The 18,354-nt window shown below is 71.8% G+C and carries 13 protein-coding genes; 12 read left to right on the top strand and 1 reads right to left on the bottom strand.

Annotation, left to right across the window (positions count from 1 at the left end; translation table 11 throughout):
* Window positions 1-201: 201 nt before the first annotated feature.
* From Acy02nite_RS14780 to Acy02nite_RS14725, 12 genes are all read left to right on the top strand, one after another.
* Window positions 202-411 carry a hypothetical protein gene (locus tag Acy02nite_RS14780; RefSeq protein WP_203740917.1) on the top strand — a complete coding sequence of 70 codons (210 nt, stop codon included), beginning with the start codon at window positions 202-204 and terminating at the stop codon, window positions 409-411.
* A 422-nt stretch (window positions 412-833) separates the two neighbouring features.
* Window positions 834-1,934 carry a uroporphyrinogen-III synthase gene (locus tag Acy02nite_RS14775; protein ID WP_203740915.1) on the top strand — a complete coding sequence of 367 codons (1,101 nt, stop codon included), beginning with the start codon at window positions 834-836 and terminating at the stop codon, window positions 1,932-1,934.
* A gap of 600 nt (window positions 1,935-2,534) precedes the next feature.
* The gene (locus tag Acy02nite_RS14770; protein WP_239174802.1) at window positions 2,535-3,191 is read left to right on the top strand and encodes a sirohydrochlorin chelatase; all 657 of its coding nucleotides are present in this window, start codon (window positions 2,535-2,537) and stop codon (window positions 3,189-3,191) included.
* A 131-nt stretch (window positions 3,192-3,322) separates the two neighbouring features.
* A complete protein-coding gene (gene nirB / locus Acy02nite_RS14765) occupies window positions 3,323-5,782 on the top strand; it encodes a nitrite reductase large subunit NirB (RefSeq protein ID WP_203740911.1) in 2,460 nt (819 codons plus the stop codon).
* Window positions 5,779-6,096: a Rieske (2Fe-2S) protein gene (locus Acy02nite_RS14760; RefSeq protein WP_203740909.1), complete on the top strand. Its 318-nt coding sequence runs from the start codon at window positions 5,779-5,781 to the stop codon at window positions 6,094-6,096. The genes nirB and Acy02nite_RS14760 overlap by 4 nt, the downstream gene beginning before the upstream one ends.
* Window position 6,097: 1 nt before the next feature.
* A complete protein-coding gene (locus Acy02nite_RS14755) occupies window positions 6,098-7,432 on the top strand; it encodes an MFS transporter (protein WP_203740907.1) in 1,335 nt (444 codons plus the stop codon).
* A gap of 261 nt (window positions 7,433-7,693) precedes the next feature.
* Window positions 7,694-8,092: a hypothetical protein gene (locus Acy02nite_RS14750; RefSeq protein WP_203740905.1), complete on the top strand. Its 399-nt coding sequence runs from the start codon at window positions 7,694-7,696 to the stop codon at window positions 8,090-8,092.
* A gap of 390 nt (window positions 8,093-8,482) precedes the next feature.
* Window positions 8,483-10,381, top strand: coding sequence for a zinc metalloprotease (locus tag Acy02nite_RS14745; RefSeq protein WP_203740903.1), 1,899 nt, complete (start codon window positions 8,483-8,485; stop codon window positions 10,379-10,381).
* 462 nt (window positions 10,382-10,843) lie between these two features.
* The gene (locus Acy02nite_RS14740; protein WP_203740901.1) at window positions 10,844-13,714 is read left to right on the top strand and encodes an FtsX-like permease family protein; all 2,871 of its coding nucleotides are present in this window, start codon (window positions 10,844-10,846) and stop codon (window positions 13,712-13,714) included.
* On the top strand, window positions 13,711-16,362 hold the full coding sequence (locus Acy02nite_RS14735; RefSeq protein ID WP_203740899.1) for an FtsX-like permease family protein: 2,652 nt from the start codon (window positions 13,711-13,713) through the stop codon (window positions 16,360-16,362). The genes Acy02nite_RS14740 and Acy02nite_RS14735 overlap by 4 nt, the downstream gene beginning before the upstream one ends.
* Window positions 16,363-16,378: 16 nt before the next feature.
* Complete coding sequence (locus Acy02nite_RS14730; protein WP_239174800.1) at window positions 16,379-17,311, top strand: ABC transporter ATP-binding protein; 933 nt, start codon at window positions 16,379-16,381, stop codon at window positions 17,309-17,311.
* The gene (locus tag Acy02nite_RS14725; RefSeq protein WP_203740896.1) at window positions 17,308-17,985 is read left to right on the top strand and encodes an ABC transporter ATP-binding protein; all 678 of its coding nucleotides are present in this window, start codon (window positions 17,308-17,310) and stop codon (window positions 17,983-17,985) included. Before Acy02nite_RS14730 ends, Acy02nite_RS14725 begins: the two co-directional genes overlap by 4 nt.
* Here Acy02nite_RS14725 and Acy02nite_RS14720 read toward each other — a convergent pair.
* Window positions 17,982-18,353, bottom strand: a complete 372-nt coding sequence (locus Acy02nite_RS14720; protein ID WP_203740894.1) for a MerR family transcriptional regulator — start codon at window positions 18,351-18,353, stop codon at window positions 17,982-17,984. The genes Acy02nite_RS14725 and Acy02nite_RS14720 overlap by 4 nt on opposite strands.
* Between the last annotated feature and the right edge of the window lies 1 nt (window position 18,354).

Below are 18,354 nucleotides of genomic sequence, written 5' to 3'. Positions count from 1 at the left end.
GGTCACAGCACAAAACAACGGCGGTGTGAGCGAGGTCGCCCGGGTGCAGGACGGTTTCAGCTCGGTTGCCGGTGTGCGGATGCCGCCCGGTTGAGGGGGAGCGGCCGACGGGTGGAGGGATCGAGACCTACGGACGGTTCTGCGGTCCGGCCCGGCGTGCAAGATTGACGCCCGACGTATGCCGGATGGGGAGTGGGATCGATGGACGACGCGCTGGTGGCCTACAACGCCGGACGGGTGGACGGGGCTGCCGGACTGCGCGACCCGCAGATCGCCGACGACCCCGAGGTCGGCCCCGACTACCGCATCGGCCTGCTCGACGGCCGCATCGCCGCCTTCCACCTGCGCAAGGAACTCCGCGACCTGCTCGGCGCCGACTCCCTCTTCGACCACCCCGACGACCCCCGCTGACCCCTCGCCCGTCCCGACCAGCTCCCGCGCGCGAAGCCGTCGCCGCCGCGCGCGAGGTGGTCCCCACTCCAGCTCGCGGCGCGGCTAGCCCTCGCCAGCTGGTTCTCATGGGCGTTATCCGTCCCGGATAACGCCCATGAGAACCAGCTGTGGGGCGGGCGGCGTGTTGCGGGCGGGCGTCGGGCTGGGGTGGCGTCGGGCGGCTGAGGGGGCGGGGCGGGCTCGTCGGGCGTGGTCGCGCTGGGAGGAGTGGATCTCGGGCGAGCGACACTTGATCGGTGGGGCCTGATGATCGACTGCCCACAAGCGGGTTCGGCGGGGAAGTGAGTCGGCGTTATCACCGTGGAAACATTCACCTACCGTTCCCGAAATCAGGTCTTAGGAGTCTTGCAGCGGAAACGGCGGCACAGGATGGGGACCGGATGACCGAGGGCGCACTGGCCGGCTTCACCGTGGCGGTCACCGCGGAGCGACGCCGCAGTGAGATGACCGCGTTGCTGGAGCGGCGCGGCGCGCGGGTGGTCAGCGCGCCGGCGATCACCATCGTGCCGCTGATCGACGACGACGCGCTGCGCGCGGCGACCGAGGCCTGCATCGGACTGGAGCCGCATCTCGTGGTGGCGACCACCGGGTTCGGGTTCCGCGGCTGGCTGGAGGCGGCCGAGGGCTGGGGGCTCGGCGAGTCCCTGCGGGAGTCGCTGCGCGGGGCGAAGATCATCGCGCGCGGGCCGAAGCCGTGCGGGGCGATCCGGGCGGCCGGGCTCACCGAGGACTGGGCGGCGAAGACGGAGGCCTCCGAGGAGGTGCTCGAGCGGCTGCTGCAGGACGGCGTGGCGGGGCAGCGGATCGTGGTGCAGGAGCACGGCGAGCCGCAGATCGAGTTCGTGAACGCGCTGCGTGCGGCCGGGGCGGCGGTCGTCGAGGTGCCGGTCTACCGCTGGGCGCTGCCGCCGGACGTCGCCCCGGTGCGCAGGCTCGCCGAGCAGGTCGCGGCCGGGCAGATCGACGCGGTGACGTTCACCAGCGCGCCCGCGGTGAAGGCGTTCCTGCAGATCGCCGGGGACGCCGGGGCCGATGTGGCGCGCGCTTTCCAGGCCGGGACGCTGGCCGCCTGCGTCGGGCCGGTGACCGCGGCGCCCCTCGTCGAGCGGGGAGTCCCGGTCGTGATGCCGGAACGCTACCGGCTCGGCGCACTGATCAAGACGGTCACCGACGAGCTGCCGCGGCGGGTGGTGAAGCTGCGGGTGGCCGGTTCGACCCTGGAGGTGCGGGGGCACGCCGCCCTCATCGACGGCGTCCCGCACGTCCTGGCGCCGGCCGCGATGGCGATCCTGTCCGCGCTGGCCGCGCGGCCCGGGTCGGTCGTCTCCAAGGATCAGCTCGCGGCCGCCCTGCCGCGGGGCAACGACGGGCACGCCGTGGACGTGGCGGTCGCCCGGTTGCGGGCCGCGCTCGGCTCGGGCAAGCACATCGAGACGGTCATCAAACGTGGCTATCGCCTCCGGGTGGACGACGCCGCCTGACCGGATGCGCCGCGGGACGCCTTCCCGCACTCCGCAGGCGGAGCCCGATGTCCGTGCCGGGCCGCCGAACCGACTCCCACGGCGGGCCCGATGTGATGCCGGGCCGCCGTGACGCCCGGCGACGATGCCGGGCCGAAGACACATCGAGCCCACCGTGACGCCCGGCGACGATGCCGGTCCCGCCCCGGGAATCAGCGCCGATCGCCCGGGCGGTGTCGCCGGTCTGGCCGGCTGGCGCTCACGGTTGTATCCCGGCGCTGATGCAACCCTCAGCGCCAGCCGGCGGCGGAAAGCTGGCGCTCACGGTTGTATCCCAGCGCGGATGCAGCCCTGAGCGCCAGCCGGAACCGGGGGCGCGGCTGGGCCCCGGCCCGCAACCCGGCTCGCGTCAGCCCGGGCCCGGCGCGCGGGGGATACGCCGCTGCGGCCGTGGGCGGGTCTGCTGCTCTGACCGTGCCCCGCCACGGAGGCCGCCCTGGAGGGTTTCGCGTTCAGGGCCGGCCACGGCCCTGCGAAACCCGCAAGGGTCCCCGCGGGAGCAGCGGAGAAGGACCACAGCGGACGTAGGACATGAAGCATTTGATCTTTAAGGAGACCGTCGTGACCACTCTGATCGCTGTTGCCCACGGGACTCGCTCGGCGAACGGCCGGCGGCAGTTGCAGGAGCTCGCGGCCTCGGTCGCGCGGCGGCGGCGCGGGCTCGACGTGCGGCTCTGTTACGTGGACGTGCAGGAGCCGAAGGTCGCGGACGTCGTGCCGACGGTGACCGATGCCGTCGTCGTGCCGCTGCTGCTGTCGTGCGGGTATCACGTGCGGGTCGACATCGCGGAGGCGGTGGCCGGCACCGGCATTCCGGTGACCGCGCCGCTCGGGCCGGATCCGGTGCTGCTCGCGAGCCTGCTGCGCAATCTGCCGGACGCGGACGCGATCGTGCTGGCCGCGGCGGGCTCCTCGGACCCGGGGTGGCGTGCCGATGTGGCGGGCGTCGCGGCGCAACTGCCGGGCGGGGCACGCGTCGGTTACGTCTCGGGGACCGGCCCGCGGGTGCCGGACGTGGTCGCCCAGCTGCGCGCCGAGGGGGCGCAACGGGTCGCGATCGCCACGTATCTGCTGGCCGACGGCCTGTTCTACCGATCGCTGGCCACCGCCGGCGCGGACTCGGTGACGCCCCCGCTGTGCCGTGATGTTGCGGTGGCCGACCTTGTTCTGGGTCGGTTCGATAGCGCTCTCCTCACAACTGTCGGTAGCCGCTTGTAGTCACAACGGGTGCGGTCCGGTTGTAGGGATTTCCGAACAACAGCGTCACGGCAAGTGGTCCTCCGGGTTAACGGGCGGCCGACAGAGTTCCTCTCATGGCGGTGCCAACCAGCCAGAAGGGACCGAGTGCAGTGACTCAGAAACTTGTCGTCATCGGCAACGGCATGGCGGGGGCCCGCACGGTCGAGGAGATTCTCGCCCGCAACGGGGACTTCGCCGTCACGATGTTCGGGGACGAGCCGTACGGCAACTACAACCGGATCATGTTGTCCAACCTGCTCGCCGGGGTGGAGACCGAGGAGGGCATCTTCCTCAACGACCTCGCCTGGTACCGGGACAACGGGATCACGCTGAACGCCGGCGTCAAGATCGAGCGGATCGACGCGGCGGCCAAGACGGTCCACGACAGCAACGGCGTGGCGACCCCGTACGACAAGCTGATCATCGCGACCGGCAGCTACTCGTGGACGCCGCCGATGAAGAACGTGCACAACCCGAAGCGGGGTTACCACCAGGGCGTCTTCGCGTTCCGCACGCTCGACGACACCCGCGGCATGATCCGTTACGCCCGGGACCACGAGCGCGCGGTCGTGATCGGCGGCGGCCTGCTCGGCCTGGAGGCGGCGCGCGGCCTGCAGAACCACGTCAGCCACGTGACCCTGCTGCACGCCATGGGTCACCTGATGGAGCGCCAGCTCGACCCCAAGGCCGGCCAGATGCTGCAGGCCAGCGTCGAGGGCAAGCTCGGCATCAAGGTGATCACCAACGCGATGACCACCGAGATCCTCGGCAAGGACCGGGTCACCGGGGTGAAGCTCGCCGACGGCACGGTCATCGAGTGCGACGTGGTGGTGATCGCCGCCGGCATCCGGCCGAACACCGAGATGGTGGCGAACAGCGGCCTGCCGGTCGAGCGCGGCATCGTGGTCGACGACCAGATGCGGGTCGAGGGCCAGAGCGACATCTACTCGGTGGGCGAGTGCGCCCAGCACCGCGGCAGCCTCTACGGCCTGGTCGCGCCGCTGTGGGACCAGGCGAAGGTGCTCGCCGACCACATCACCGGCACGACCGACGTCGCCTACACCGGCTCGAAGCTGCACACCAAGCTCAAGGTGGCCGGCATCGACGTGGCCTCGATGGGGCTGATCGCCCCGGAGCACGACGAGGACGAGGTGATCGTCTACAACGAGCCGAAGAAGGGCGTCTACAAGCAGCTGATCATCCGGGAGGACGTGCTGGTCGGCGCGACCCTGGTGGGCGACAACAGCAAGGCTGCGTCGCTGATCCAGCACTTCGACCGGGGCACCCCGCTGCCGGAGGAACGCTCCGAGCTGATCTTCGACATCGGCGGCCCGGCCGGCGAGCAGTCGCCGGAGGAGATGCCGGACGACACCCAGGTCTGCAACTGCAACGGGGTCAGCAAGGGCGCGATCTGCGGCGTGGTGGCCGGTGGCTGCGGAACTGTCAGCGGCGTGATGGACAAGACCCGCGCCGGCAAGGGCTGCGGCACCTGCAAGCCGCTCGTGCAGCGGATCGTGGAGTGGGCCAACGGCGGTGCGGCCGAGGAGGACCCGGCGGCGTCCTGGTACGTCCCGGGCGTGCCGATGCCGAAGCCCGAGCTGATGGCGGCGATCCGGAAGTACGAGCTCAAGAGCGTCTCGTCGGTCTTCGCGAAACTCGTTCCGGGGCAGAAGGAGGACGCCAAGAGCAAGATGGGCCTCGCGTCGCTGCTCAAGATGATGTGGGCCGACGAGTACGTCGACGAGCGCGACGCCCGCTTCATCAACGACCGGGTCCACGCCAACATCCAGCGCGACGGCACGTTCTCGGTCGTCCCGCAGATGAAGGGCGGCGTCACCACGCCCGCCCAGCTGCGGAAGATCGCCGAGGTCGCGGAGAAGTACGACGTGCCGATGGTCAAGCTGACCGGTGGCCAGCGCATCGACCTGCTCGGCGTGCCGAAGGAGCAGCTGCCGGCCATGTGGGCGGACCTGGACATGCCCTCCGGGTACGCCTACGCCAAGAGCTTCCGCACCGTGAAAACCTGTGTCGGCTCGGACTTCTGCCGCTTCGGCGTCGGTGACTCCACGGCGCTGGGCATCGCGATCGAGGAGCGTTTCCAGGGGCTCGAGGGTCCCGGGAAGATGAAGCTGGCGGTCACCGGGTGCCCGCGCAACTGCGCCGAGGCGTACGTGAAGGACCTCGGTGTCGTCGCGATCGACGGCGGCCGGTGGGAGATCTACGTCGGCGGCGCGGCCGGCGCCCACATCCGCAAGGGTGACCTGCTCGCCACGGTGGACTCCGCCGAAGAGGTGATCCGGCTGACCGGACGCTTCCTGCAGTACTACCGGGAGAACGCCAACTGGCTGGAGCGGACCTACTCGTTCGTCCCGCGGATCGGCATCGACCGGATCCGGGAGATCGTCATCGACGACGCGGACGGCATCGCTGCCGCCCTGGACGCCGCTGTCGAGGAGGCCGTGCAGGCCTACAAGGACCCCTGGAAGGAGCGGGCCGAGCCGGCCACGCCCGGCCAGTTCCGTACCTCCCTTCCCCTGACCGTCCTCCCTCAGGTTCCGGTGCGCTCATGACCATCGCAGCAGTAGCGAAAACCATCCTCGGCCCCCTCTCGGACATCCCTTTCGGCGAAGGGCGCACCTACGCCGTCGGGGACGACATGATCGCGATCTTCCGCCTGCGCGACGGCTCCCTGCGCGCGGTCTCGGCGGTCTGCCCCCACAAGGGCGGGCCGCTGGCGGACGGGCAGATCGACAACTCCGTGGTCGTCTGCCCACTGCACCTGTTTGCCTGGGACCTCTCCACCGGGTGCTCCCAGTCCGGCCAGCCCTCGATCGACGTCTACCCGGTCCGGGTCGACGACGGTCAGATCGTCTTGGGAGAGTGACATGACCGCTGTTGCCGAACGCCCGGCAGCGTCCTCGATACGAGGCCACTGGATCGACGACTGGAACCCCGAAGACCCGGCGTTCTGGGCCAACGGCGGGTCGAAGATCGCCAAGCGCAACCTGATCTTCTCGATCTTCTCCGAGCACATCGGCTTCTCGGTCTGGTCGCTGTGGTCGGTGATGGTGCTCTTCCTCGGCCCGCAGTACGGGTTCGACCCGGCGCAGAAGTTCCTGCTGACCGCCGTGCCGACGCTGGTCGGGGCGCTGCTGCGGATCCCGTACACCTTCGCGGTGGCCCGGTTCGGCGGCCGCAACTGGACCATCATCAGCGCGTCGATGCTCCTGGTGCCCGCGGTGCTGGCGGCCTTCCTGATCGAGCCGGGGGTCTCGTTCACCACGTGCCTGATCCTGGGCGCGCTGGCCGGCGTCGGCGGTGGCAACTTCGCCTCGTCGATGGCGAACATCAACGCGTTCTTCCCGAACCGGTACAAGGGCTGGGCGCTCGGCATCAACGCGGGCGGCGGCAACATCGGGGTCGCCGCGGTGCAGCTGGTCGGCCTGTTCGTGCTCGCGGTCTTCGGCGCCGGCCATCCCGGGATCGTGGCGGGGATCTACATCCCGCTGATCGTGCTGGCCACGATCGGCTCGGCGATCTGGATGGACAACCTCTCCCAGGCCCGCAACGAGAAGCGGGGCATGCGTGACGCCGTCAAGGAGTCGCACACCTGGGTGATGTCGCTGCTCTACATCGGGACGTTCGGCTCGTTCATCGGGTTCGGGTTCGCCTTCGGGCAGGTGCTGCAGGTGCAGTTCCACGACCAGTTCGACACCCCGATCAAGGCGGCGTACCTGACGTTCCTCGGACCGCTGCTGGGCTCGCTGATCCGGCCCGTCGGCGGGGCGCTCGCCGACCGGCTCGGCGGGGCGAAGGTCACCTTCGTCAACTTCATCGCGATGGGGCTCGCCACCACCGTCGTCCTGGTCGCGGCACAGCAGCGTTCCCTGCCGCTCTACCTGGTCGGCTTCATCTCGCTCTTCGTGCTCTCCGGGGTCGGCAACGGCTCGACGTACAAGATGATCCCGGCGATCTTCAAGGCCAAGTACGCGGACGACGACCACCAATCACGGCGAATCTCGGGGGCTGTGATCGGGGTCGCCGGCGCGATCGGCGGGGTCGGCGGGGTGCTGGTGAACCTGGCGTTCCGGCAGTCGTTCCTGACCTACAAGGACGCTGACGCGGCGTACCTGGGCTTCATCGGGTTCTACGCCCTCTGCGTGATCGTCACCTGGGTCGTCTACCTGCGGCCGGGCGCTCGCCGGACGATCGCGGTCTGACCTCTCGTCACCACCTCGGGTGGCCCGGTGCGCTGTCGGCACCGGGCCACCGTTGTCTGCGGACCCGCTGTCCGTTGCCCGGGTGGTAGTTCGGTGAATGCGGAATGAGCTGCGAAAAGCTCCTATTGATCAAGATTCGTCGAAGATCGAATTGCACGCGGGGATCACCTGATCGTGGACGTGTGTCGCCAAGCCGAAAGCCACATGTCTCCTATGATCAGTTTGTCCGAAATTACCTTTCTGAACGAAATGGTGATCCCTATGAACAAGGTGATGCGCGGTGTCGCGATGTCCGGCCTGGCCGTCGCCGCCGGCTTGATCGTCAGCGCCGGCCCGGCCGCCGCCTCGTCCGCCGCGCCCGCGGCGCCGCAGGCCGAGCCGAAGGCGCCGGCCGTCGCGAAGGCCAAGATGCGTTCCCGCGTCCTCGGCTTCTACCGCAGCCCGGGCGCCTGCCACAGCGACGGCCGGCGTGGCGAGTTCCGCCGCCAGTGGGTCGACCACGACTGCATCCCGGTGCGGGAGCGCTTCCGCCGGGGTTACGTGCTCAAGGTCTACTACGGCTGGGGCGGTCCCGACTTCCACGACGGCCCGCACGGTGGGCCCCACGACCACGACCACGGTCACGACCACGGCCCGCACGGCCCGTGGAAGAAGAACTGACGCAGGTCGTTCCCGGCCGAGGGCCGCATCCGTCGAGGATGCGGCCCTCGGCCGTTTCCGATCTCTGTTCCCGAAGGGCCTGCCGGCCGACAAGTGATCAATTGTGCCGCGGGGTTTCGTACGACCTATTCCGGGAATACCGAACCTTTTCTGTGCAATTCTGTCCGAACGGACGATCGGCTATTGGCCCCTTTCGCCGACCCGGCCGGACGGCGCTCCCAGACCGGAGCCGACGCGCCGGCAGCGGATGCCGTGCCCAGAACGGCAGCTCCCGGACCGTGACCGCGCTGACCGGACCCGTCGCCGCTTTCCGGGGTGGCGGCGCGGCGCGTGCGGCAGCGCCTGGGCCAGGCACTTCCCATCGACACTTGTGGATGACAACGTGTCCATATGAGATGGCGAACCCCTTTCCTGGCGGCGCTCGTCGTGGCCCTGGTGACAGCGTCGGCGGGACCCGCCGGCGCGGCCGTGGCCGCCCCGCGTCTCGCTCACCTGGATCCCGGCGGTCAGCCCCGCCTGATCGAGAAGGTGCCGGTCAACGTGGTCTTCGTCGGCTACACGCCGGCGCAGGCGAACAAGAGCACGTTCCTCTCCGGGCTGGCCCGGACGTACGAGCCGGTCGTCCGTTCCCGGCTTCTCTACGGCGTGACCGAGAAGCTGGGCATCACCTACACCTACGACTACCGCCTCAACTACCCGAGCAGGTCGTACCAGGACACGTTCTTCACCCAGCTCGGCAAGCTGGCCACGCCGGCCCCGCTGACGGCGTACCAGCAGGCCTACAACGACCAGGCGAACAACGTCCTGGACGTCACGTCCAACAACTACATCGACGCGCCGAGCGTGGAGAAGTGGCTGGCCCTGCACCCGCCGGCCGGCGTGGACACCCGCCGGAACACGATCTACTTCATCAACTGGTTCGGGCGGTCGGACTTCAAGTTCCACGTCTACACCAAGACCGGTGAGCCGGACCCGGACACCGGCTACGACTTCGGCAAGAACCGCGACAGCCGGAAGATGATCGCGTGGGGCGGGACGACCGCCGACGACGAGGAGACCGGCCTCGGCACGACGCGGCGGGTCTGGTTCCACGACCTGTCGGCCGGCCCCGAGTCCTGGACGTCGAACTACGACGTGGACAACGCCGACGTGGACGGCGACGATGTCCCCGACTACCGGATGCCACCGATCTGGGAGTACGCGAGGAACGGCTACCGTGACCCGGCCCAGCTCGCCGGCGACCTCTCCAGGATCACCCGCTACGTGGCGCTGAACCTGCTGATGACCACGTCCCCGCTCTACCCGGTGGAGCTGCCCGGGGCGGGCCTGCCGAAGAGCATCAACGTGGACAGCAACACCTACGAGGGCTGGGCCGGCGTCGACGCCTCGGCGCAGTACCTCAAACCGGCGCTGGTCACCGAGGAGCTCTCCGAGCTGCGCTGGCGCAACCGGCTCAGCGAGGACCAGCAGGACCTGCCCTACACCGCCGAGAACCAGGCCTGTTACCTCGCCGAGCTGAACGGCGAGTCCTGCTACCCGGAGACCGGCTACCCGGCCTTCGCCAACCTCTACCTGTACACCCGCGACCACCTGGACGGCGTGCTCGACGGCAGGCCGGACTACGAGGTGCCGGTCTTCAACTACGCGGTCGGGCCGGGCATCGGCGTGCCGGCGCTCGGCTACGCCGACGACAACTACGAGACCGGTGACCAGACCTACGTCTTCTGCTTCATCTCGCCCGAGGTCGTGACCAGCGGATACGGTCTGACCACCACGCAGATCCACGAGGTCGGCCACCACCTGGGCATGTCGCATCCGCACGACGGGTACGACAGCGCGACCGGCGTCGCCTACGAGCCGACCGGCGACTTCCTGTTCGCCAACGCCGGCGACGAGAGCAACACGATGATGAGCTACATCGACGTGAACTGGGACTTCAGCCAGTTCGACAGGGACAACAGCGACCGCTTCCTGACCGCCGCGTACTGGGAGGCGGCGAACCGGGTGGCCGCGACCGTCCCGGCCGGCAAGGGCCGCACGTCGCTCAAGGTGGCGGACGCCCTGCTCGGCCTCGCCGCCAAGGCGTTCGCGGCGCACGAGTACCGCGCCGCCTACACCCTCGCCGAGAAGGCCTACTACACGGTCGCCGCGATCCCCGGCGCCCACACCGCCCAGGTGACCACGCAGCTCAAGGCCGAGGCGAACGCGGCCCGCCGCAACGTCGAGATCCACGACCCGCACGAGTTCATCGACACCCTGGCCCCGGACAGCCCCCGTAGCAAGCCCTAGAAAACTCCAGATCAAGACATTCCTTGCCGATCTCCGCTGTGGTCCGGATCGTCGCTCCCGCGGGGACCCTTGCGGGCCGAGCAGGGCCGTGGCCGGCCCAGAACGCTCAACCCGCAAGGGCGGCGTCCGCGGGTGGGCACGGTCAGAGCAGAAAACCGGCACGGGTTTCAGCTGTTCAGGCGCTGTGGCGGCCGCGGTCGGAGCGCAAACCCCACGCGACGAAGCGGGTGGTCACGGAGGCGCCGCGCCCGCTCTCCCGGCTGGTTCTCATGGGCGTTATGAGGCACGAATAACGCCCATGAGAACCAGCCGGGAACCGTGAGCCCGGCGCATGGCCGGCTGCGGGCGGAGCCGGGGAGTCGAACAGCGCGAACCGGGAGGAACGGAACGGCTCACGGGTGCGGGCACTCGCGGACCGTTCCCGTCTGGCAAGATCCGCCGCATGCTCGAAGCGGGGCGCCGATGGCGCTGATCCTCCGGCGTGCGGCGGCAGCCCGGGGACTGCTCGCCGCGGCGGCCGCGGTCATGATCGCCGCGACGCTCCTTCTCACAGGGCTGACCGCGTACGCCACCGCTTCGGCCGGTGCGGGCGTGCGCGCCGCGATCGCCGCCGCCGGCCCGGACGAGCGATCCGTGCTGGTGCGCGGCGCCGACCCGCAGGCCCACGACCGGGCCGTCCGTGACGCCTACGCCGGCGCGCAGGTCAGCGCCGCGCGGTACGGCTCCGGCTGGGCCGTCAAGGGCGCCGCCGGCAGCGCCGTCCCGGACACGTCAGGGGTCGTCTACGCCTCGCTGGTCCGCCTCGACGACCTGCGCGAGCACGCCGACCTGGTCTCCGGCGCCTGGCCGACCGGCACCGAGCTGGCGCTGGCCCAGCCGGCCGCCGCGGCGCTCGGCGTGACCAGTGGCAAGACGTTGCGCCTGGAGGACCGGCGCACCGGCAAGCTGGTCACCCGCAAGGTCGGCGCCGTGTGGCGCCCGCGGGACGCCGGCGACCCGTACTGGCTGCTCACCCCGGACGTCGCCGGGGGACATCTGCCTCAGACGTCGACCTACGGCCCGATCGTCAGCTCCGAGGCCGGCTTCTTCACCGGCGCGTCCGGTGGCTGGGTGGCCGAGCCGGACCTTTCCGCGCCGACGCTGGACTCCATCCGCCGTACCGCGGAAATGATCTCCTCGACCGGAGCGGACCTGCCGCGGTCCAGCGGCCTGGGGTCGTCGGCGACGATCACCACCGGCCTGCCCGATCTGGCCGGCCGCCTGGACCGCGCCGACCTGGTCCGCCGCTCCACGCTGGTCACGCCGATGCTGCTGGTCGTGGTCCTCGGCGGTTACGCGCTGTCGCTGGTCGCCCTGCTGCTCGCCGAGTCGCGCCGGGGCGAGACGGCGCTGCTGCGGGCCCGCGGCGCGTCCCGGCGTCAGCTCACCGGGCTGGCCGCCGCCGAAGGGCTGGCGCTGGTGCTGCCGGCCACGCTGATCGGCCCGCCGCTGGCCGTCGCGCTGCTGCGCCTGCGCTATCCCGAGGTGCGTCTCGACGGCGGGGTGTGGCTGGTCGCGGCCCTGATCGCGGTCGGTGGCGTGCTCGCGCTGACCGCCCCGGCGACCCGTCGCGGCGGCACCTACGTCGCGGAGACCTCGAGCCGCAAGCGGCTGCCCATCCTGCGCCGCGCCGGCCTGGACCTGGCGGTGGTCGCGCTGGCCGCGCTCGGCTGGCTGCAACTGCGGCAGTACTCGGCGCCGACCGGCGCGGGCGGCCTGGGCATCGACCCACTGCTCGCCGCCGCGCCGACCCTGGGCGTGCTCACCGGCGCGGTCCTCGCGATCCGGCTGCTGCCGCCGGTCGCCAGGCTCGCCGCCGCCCGCCTGAACCGCGGCCGGGCCCGCGCCTCGCTGCTCGGCACCTGGCAGGCCGGTCGCCGCGCACACGCCGGCCCGATGGTCATGCTCGCCCTCGCGGTCGCCGCTGCCACCGTCTCGTGGTGCCTGGCCGCGACCGCCGGCCAGTCCCGCGCCGACCAGGCGTTGCAGACCACCGGCGCGGACCTGCGCCTGGCCGAGGGATCCGGGGTCGCGCCGGCCGGCCGCGCCGAGGAGCTCGCGAAGCTGCCCGGGGTGCGCGCGGTCGTCCCGGCGTGGCGTGACTCGGTCACGCTGACCGCCGGGAAGGACCCGGCCGAACTGGTCGCGATCGACGCCGCCGCGGCCGGCGGCGTGGTCCAGTCCCGTGCGGACACCACCGGCGGACCGGCCTCCGACCTGCTCGCGAAGCTCGCCGCGGCCGGCGGGCCGGGAGTGACGCCGGCGCTGCGACCGGGCCGGATCACCACGTCCGGGCCGGCCCGCACCACCGCGATCTTCGCCGACGGGAACCACGTCGACCTGGGGGCCAGCGACCGCGGCGCGCCGCTGACGATCAGCGCGAGCCGGCCGGGCCTGCTCGGGTTCCGGGTCGAGGCGACCGGCGGCACCACCGTGGATTGGCAGGTCAGCGGCCAGGAGGGCAAGTGGCAGACAGCCGCTCAGTACCCGTCGCCCGGCCCGGTCTTCCCGGTGGAGGGCAGCGTCTCGATCGTGCAGGAGCAGGAGAAGGAACGGGTCCCGGTGCCGATCGCCATCACGCCGGCGACCCGGGAGGCACTCGGTGACTTCACCCAGCTGCTGGTCGGCGGCGCGTCGGTGCCGGTGCGGGTGGTCGCCACGATCGACCGGGTGCCCGGCACCACAGCGGACGCGGCGATCCTGGCCGACCGGGCCGCTCTGGACGCCAGGCTCTTCCAGGGGTACGGCATCTCCCACGCCACCGGCGAATGGTGGATCAGCGGGACCCCTGACGTCTCCGGGCTCAGCGGCCTGCAGGTCTTCGACCAGCGGGAGCTGGCCCGGGGCGGTGACCCGTTCGGCGACGCGGCCCGGGTCGCGCTGTTCGGCGCCGCCCTCGGGGCGATGCTGCTGGCCGCGGCCGGCATCGCCGCCGACGCCCGGGCCACCGCCCGCCACCGCGCGGTCGAACTCGCCGTCCTGAACACGCTCGGCGCCGGCCCGCGGCTCCTCGCCCGCTCGATGATCGTCGAGCAGGCGCTGCTGGCCGGGCTCGGCGCGCTCGCCGGTCTCGGCGTCGGGCTGCTGGTCGCGGCCGCGATGGCGCCGCTGCTGGTGCTCACTCCGTCGGCCCGGCGACCGGTGCCGGACGCGATCCTGCAGGTCCTGTGGGGCCGCACGGTCGGCAGCGCGGCGCTGCTGGTCCTGGTCGCTCTCGCGGTCAGCGCTTTCACCGCGGTGGCCGCGACCCGTCGTCTGCCGGCGTCCCGCCTGCGTCTGGGGGAGGACCGATGACCGTCCTGCGTCGTGTCCGGGCTTTTCTTGGTCAGCTCCTGCTGCTCGCGGTGCTGGCGGGACTGACCGCGTTCCTGGTCACCGGCCCGGCCCGGCTCGCGAACGGCCGCACCGACGACGGCCTGCGCGGTGACCTCCGCAAGCTGGCCGCCACGAACCGCGACCTGACCTTCTCCGGGTTCCACGTCAACGGCGAGGTCAGCGCGGCCATCGAGGCGGGTCGCCTGGAGGAGATCCAGCAGCAGTTGCCCGCCCCGCTGCCCGGCCTGATCGGCGGCGCCTGGTACATCGCCGAGAGCGGCCAGAACTCGATCGTCCCGGCCGGCGCCGCGACGCAGTCCTGCCCGAACCTGGCCGTGCTGCGCTACGAGCCGGCCACCACCGAGGCGTTCCGGATCGTCGGCGGCCGGGCCGCGGCGTCCCGGTCGACGACCGAGGTGGTGATCGGTCAGGACGCGGCGCAGATGCTCGGGCTCGAGGTCGGCGACGGCCTCGAGATGGGCGCCCGTTACGGCAGCGCCCCGTTGCGGGTCGTCGGCGTGTTCGCCCCGGTGAACCCGGACGACCCGATCTGGTCCGACCAGATGCCCCACCGCGCCGAGTGCCCGAGCCCGCTGGACGGTCTGCGCCAGCAGGCGGTGCTGCTGACCGATCAGGCCGGCGCGCGGCTGGCCGGGAACCGGATGAACGACCTCACCGACCGGTGGCGGTACCGGCTGGACGAGAACCGCATCACCGCCGACCAGGTGGACGGCATGACCAGGGCGGTCGCCACGATCAGGCGCACGCCGCCGGACCGGACCAGCATCCAGAGCAGCGTGGACAGCACCCTCGCCGACTTCGACCGGCAGGTGGGGGCCGTGCGGGCGCTGCTGGCCGTGGTGCAGGCCGGCATCCTGGCCACCGCGGCCGGGCTGATCCTGCTCGCGGCCCGGCTGATGACCGACCGGCGGCGGGCCGAGTTCGCGCTGCTGCGGGCCCGTGGGGGTACGGTCGGCGCGGTGGCCGGCCGTACGCTGCTGGAGGTCCTGGTCGTGGTCCCGATCGCCGTGGCGGCCGGCTGGATCGGCGGCACCCTGGCACCCGGTCGCGCCGACGACACCGAGCCGCTGCTGCTCGCCGCCGTCGCGGTGATCGCGCTGCTCGCCGCCCCGATCTCCGCGGCGCTGGTCGCTCGCCGGCCGTCGTTCTCCGGGCACCGCTCGGACGTGGTCGCGCTGCGCCCCTCGCTGCGCCGGATCACCGCCGAGGGCTTGCTGGTGCTGCTCGCGGCCGGTGGTATCTACCTGGTGCGGCTGCGCGGGCTGGACGCGGGGGCGGGCGTGGATCCGTACCTCGTCGCGGCTCCTGTGCTCCTGGCCCTGGCCGCCTCGGTCGTCGCGCTGCGCGGGGTCCCGTTCCCGCTGCGCTGGGCCGGCGACCTGGCCGCCCGGGCCCGCGGCGCGATCGCCTTCCTCGGCCTCAGCGGCGCCGGGCGCGCCCCACTGCACTCCGGGCCGCTCGCCGTGCTCGTCGTCGCGATCGCGACCGGCCTGTTCACCGGGACCGTGACCAGCACCGTCGGCACCGCCCGGGACCGGGCCGCGAACCTGGCCGTCCCGGCCGACGCCGTGGTCCGGGGCTTCTACTTCAGCCCGGAGACCGCGCCGCGGATCGCCGCGCTGCCGCACGTCACCAAGGTGGTGCCGATGCTGCTCGCCTCCGGCGCCACGATCCACGGCGACACCGCCGCCGCCATCCTGCAGGGTCAGGTGATGGTGGTGGACGCGTCGAGCGCCGGGCTGGACCTCCCGGCGGCGCTCACCGGCGCGCGGAGGTCGGACGGGCCGGCGCCCGCGGTCGTGTCGCCGCACCTCGCCGCGCAGGTCGGGACGGCCGGGACGGCCGGGACGGCCGAGGTGATGGGACGGACGTACCGCTTCACCGTCGCGCAGGTCAGCGAGGTGACGCCCGGGCTGCCGGCCGGCACCACCGACTTCATCGTGCTGCCGCAGCAGGCCCTGGCGGTCCCGGACTACCAGCCGATCCAGCCGAACCGGATCCTGATCGACGGGCACGGGTTCGACGCCGGCCAGGTGCGGGCGATCGCCGACGCCGGGCAGCGTGAGCAGTTGCAACGGACGACCGGCAAGACCGTGACGGATGCGCAGCTGGCCGTTCCGGCGACCGTGGTCACCTGGGACTCGTACCGGGAAAGCCTGGAGCAACGGGGTGTCGACGGGGCGCTGAGCTTCACGTTCGTCACCGGCATGGTCGCGGCGGCGGTGCTGTCACTGATGGCGGTGGCGCTCGCCGTGCTGACCGGGGCGCCGGCCCGCGGCCGTACGCTGTCCCGCCTGCGCACCATGGGCCTGTCCCCGGGCCAGGGCCGGCGCCTGCTGGTCTTCGAGCTGGTTCCGCTGATCGCCGTGGCGGTGATCGCCGGTGGCCTGGCCGGGTTCGCGCTGCCGCTGCTGATCGGGCCGGCGCTGGGACTGAGCGGGTTCACGGCGGGGGTGGCCGCCGGGGTCAGCCTCGACCCGTGGTTCGCCGGTGGGGTCCTGGCGCTCGCGGTGCTCGCCGTGGTCGCCGCGCTCGCCGTGGAGAACGTCGCCAACCGCCGCCTGCGCCTCGGCACGGTGTTGCGGCTCGGAGAGGAGCAGTCGTGATGGGTAGGTGGCAGTCGTGACCGATCTTGCCGATCTGGAGCGGAAGGCGGCCCAGCAGGCCGCGGCCCGTGCCGGTGGACAGGACCGGCTCAGTGGGCACATCGTCTGCGACGGCCTCGTCCGGATCTTCCGCACCGAAGGCGTCGAGGTCATGGCATTGCAGGGCCTGGACCTGGTGGTCGACCGCGGCGAGTTGCTCGCCGTCGTGGGCGCGTCCGGCTCCGGCAAGTCGACGATGCTCAACATCCTCTCCGGGCTGGACGAGCCGACCGCCGGGATCGCCAGGGTGGCCGGTTTCGATCTGCTCGGCATGACCGCGAAGAAGCGCCTGGAGTACCGTCGCCGGATCGTCGGCTTCGTCTGGCAGCAGACCGCGCGCAACCTGCTGCCGTACCTGACTGCGCGGGAGAACGTCGAGCTGCCGATGCGGCTGGCCGGCACCCGCAAGCGGAAGCGGGCCGACGAGCTGCTCGAGATGGTCGGCGTCGCCCACCGGGCCGGTCGCCGCCCGGCCGAGATGTCCGGCGGCGAGCAGCAGCGCGCCGCGGTCGCCGTCGCGCTGGCCAACGACCCCGAGGTGCTCTTCGCCGACGAACCGACCGGTGAGCTGGACGAGGCCACCGCCGACGAGGTCTTCGGGGCGCTGCGCACGGTCAACGCCGAGCTCGGGGTCACCGTCGTCGTGGTCACCCACGACAAGGCGGTGGCGGGCCAGGTCCGCCGGGCGGTCGCGATCCGCGACGGGAAGACCGCTTCCGAGGTACGGCGTTCCGCCCGTCTCGCCGCCGACGGCACCGAGCACCACGTCTCCGAGGAGTACGCCGTCCTCGACCGGGCCGGACGGCTGCAGCTTCCGGCCGCGTTCGTCGAGGCGCTGGAGCTGCGGGACCGCGTACGCCTGAATCTCGAACCCGACCACGTCGAAGTCCGTCCCGGAGAGTCCGCATGAGCGTCGTAGAGGTTGCCGGGCTGAACCGTGACTACGGCAGCGGCGAGCGCGTCGTCCACGCCCTGTCCGGGGTCTCGTTCACCGCGGAGAAGGGCGAACTGGTCGCGGTCCGTGGCCGTTCCGGCGCCGGCAAGACCACCCTGCTGAACCTGATCGGCGGCCTCGACAGCCCCACCTCGGGCAGCATCACGGTCGCCGGCCGCACCGTCACCGGCGCCGCCGAGTCCGACCTGCTCGACCTGCGCCGGGACACGATCGGGTTCGTCTTCCAGTCGTTCGGCCTGATCCCGATCCTGTCCGCGGCCGAGAACGTCAGCATCCCGATGCGTCTGGCCCGGCGCGACCCGCGCGAGCGCGACGAACGGGTGTCCGTGCTGCTGGAGCTGGTCGGGCTCGGCGGCCAGGCGAACCAGCGGCCCGGCGAGCTCTCCGGCGGCCAGCAGCAGCGCGTCGCCCTGGCCCGCGCGCTCGCCAACGACCCGGACCTGCTGATCGCCGACGAGCCGACCGGCCAGCTCGACTCGGACACCGGGCGGGCCATCATGGACCTGCTCCGGGCAGTCGTCGACGCCCGCGGGATGACGGCGCTGGTCGCCACCCACGACCCGAACCTGATCGACAGGGCCGACCGCGTCCTCAGCCTCCGCGACGGTCGCCTGGTGGAGTCGCTTTAGATCTCACACAGCTTGGCGCCGGAGCTGATCTCCGCCAGGTATCCCCGCAGGGCGGCGGTCCGGGCTTCGGCCTCGGCGATCAGGGTCTCGGCGACCCGTCCCCAGTCCTCGCAGGACGGCTCCTGCGGGAAGCCGGCGAAGACGTCAGCGATCTCCCGCACGGTCAGCCCGACCCGCTGCGCGACCTTGGCGACCTTGATCCGGCAGGCCGCGCTGTCGTCGAAGCGCCGCTGGTCACCGCTGGTGCGCTCGGCGCGGATCACGCCGTGCTGCTCGTAGAACCGGACCGCGGACGGCGCGACCCCGGCCTCCGCGGCGACCTCGCCCACCGTCTTCACGTACCCCGTCGGTGTCTCCGTGATGCTCATC

The organism is Actinoplanes cyaneus, assembly GCF_016862095.1.
GTDB classification, from domain to species: domain Bacteria; phylum Actinomycetota; class Actinomycetes; order Mycobacteriales; family Micromonosporaceae; genus Actinoplanes; species Actinoplanes cyaneus.
This window is presented reverse-complemented; position numbering and strand designations above follow the sequence as displayed.